This window comes from Lishizhenia sp. (assembly GCF_057456495.1).
Window position 1 is genome coordinate 1 of sequence record NZ_JBVCPV010000301.1, and the last position, 2,059, is coordinate 2,059.

General features: G+C 34.9%; 3 protein-coding genes. All 3 read left to right on the forward strand.

All coding sequences use genetic code 11. The annotated features are described in order from the left end of the window. On the forward strand, positions 1 to 651 hold a 651-nt coding region (locus tag AC22ZQ_RS14295), incomplete at its 5' end, for an outer membrane beta-barrel protein (RefSeq protein ID WP_318959432.1). Between the two features lie 201 nt (positions 652 to 852). Beyond that, the gene (locus tag AC22ZQ_RS14300; RefSeq protein ID WP_318959433.1) at positions 853 to 1,404 is read left to right on the forward strand and encodes a helix-turn-helix domain-containing protein; all 552 of its coding nucleotides are present in this window, start codon (positions 853 to 855) and stop codon (positions 1,402 to 1,404) included. 236 nt (positions 1,405 to 1,640) lie between these two features. Further along, positions 1,641 to 2,059: Crp/Fnr family transcriptional regulator (locus AC22ZQ_RS14305; protein ID WP_318959434.1), on the forward strand; the 419-nt coding region annotated here is incomplete at its 3' end.

Below are 2,059 nucleotides of genomic sequence, written 5' to 3' on the forward strand. Positions count from 1 at the left end.
GAAAGTAAGTTTAGCTTGGGTGTAAATGTTTTTCCAAATTTTTCAATGGGTATATTGAGTTATGATGAAAGTAGCTCTTCTGCAGGTGAGCTTTTTAAAAATATTGAAACTTGGAAACCATCGGCTAGTACTTCTATTTTAGTAGAATACACACTTAAACATAACGCTTTTCTAGGCTTCGGACTAGGTTACCAGAATAACGGTGAACAAACAAAAAAACAAGCTTTAATTTTCAGCATCAATCCTACAACAGGTGAACCCGTTTATGACCCTTATCAACCCAGTCATGCCAAGTCTATATACAATCATCATAATTTAGAAATCCCTATCTATTACAGACACTTATTCAACAATAGGTTTTACGGTGTATTTGGATTAAGTGGAATTGTAAACATATCCAATACCCGAACAAGCGTTTTGTATTATCCAGAAAAAGCAACAGAAAGAAACACTAAAAATGACAACTCAACTGAGTTCAGAAAGATCAATTTATCCACCAACATAGGGCTTGGTTTTGATGTGATTCAAAAAGAAAATTTCAGCTTTTACATCCAACCCAATGCACAATTCGGAATATTAGGGTTAGCAAAATCAACCCCAATTAATCGAAACATGTTATCGATTGGTATTTCAACAGGGATAAGACTATAAAATTTTTTCAATTCCAAAACATTCATCATGTTCTTACCCCAAATACCTTTGGAAACGTGTATCCAAAAGTATTTAACGCTATACGTGAAATCCAATAAAATCAAGGCTTAGACATAAATGTCGTAAACATGTCGCATTAAAACCGTTAGAAATTACGTGGAAATCTAACTATAATTGCACCCTCAATTTAAACGTATAACCATGAGCCAAATCGGAAATAAAATCAAAAGCCTTAGAAAGCTAAAAGGATACTCACAAGAAGAACTAGCAGAAGCTGCTCAAGTTAATCTACGCACGATACAACGCATAGAAAACAACAGCAACAATCCACGAGGTAAAACTTTGCAATTAATATGTGAAGCGCTTGAAACGAACACTGAAGAAATCATGAGTTACGGTAAAGAAAAGGACCTAAATTATTTAAGCCTTGTCCATCTTTCTGTGCTTTCTTTTTTTGTTGTCCCTTTGGGAAATATAATTCTTCCACTCATATTATGGGTAAGTAAAAAAGACAAAATTGAAGGACTTGATAGCTTAGGAAAAAACATACTCAACTTCCAAATCGTTTGGACCACGCTGTGTGTACTTTGCATGGTACTCATCATCTTCTACCCTACCTATTTTGACTATGCATTTGCGTTCTTAAGCATCATAACGATAATAAACTTTATACTCCCCCTGATCTTTGCGATTAAAACAAATAAAGAAAAGAACAAAAATAGATACCCTAATCTACTGCGTATTCTTCGATAAGCGCAGTAGATAGCATTCCCCGAGTCACCTTTTAAAATCGAAATGGAGACATGCACTCCTACCTTTCATCCCAGAAATCAAATCACTTATCATATAAATAACCTAAAACACTCATAATCACCTACCCTAAATTCGCGTATGTAATATTTTTTAACTATACTGGCTTTAGGAAAAATAAAACCATCTGTTGTCGTGGTGCAATTTCTGCAAAAGACAATCAAAAACTATTTACGAAAATGCAGAGCCTTTCAAGTCAATTGAAAAAGGCTTTTGACGCCTATTTTGAAGCGCCTATAGAAGCCTGGGAGGAATTCGCTGAACTGTGCGAAACCTCTATTCATAAAAAAGATGAAACCCTTAAGAAACAAGGGAGTTCAGAAAAATATTTTTACTTCATAGAAAAAGGAAGTGTTGGAGTTTTCTTGTGGAAAGAAAACAATTTTGTCTGCTTGGATTTTGCCTTTGACGGACAATTTTGTTGCGATTATATGTCAGTAATTACCCAAGCCCCCAACGAATTAGAAGTTGTGACTTTGGAAACAACCAAACTACATAGAATTAGTGTTGAAAATCTCAGAAAATTAGGAAACAAATCCCTTGGTCAAGTTCTCATGCGGATTTCGGCGGAATCTTCTTTTGTGGAAAAACAGCAACA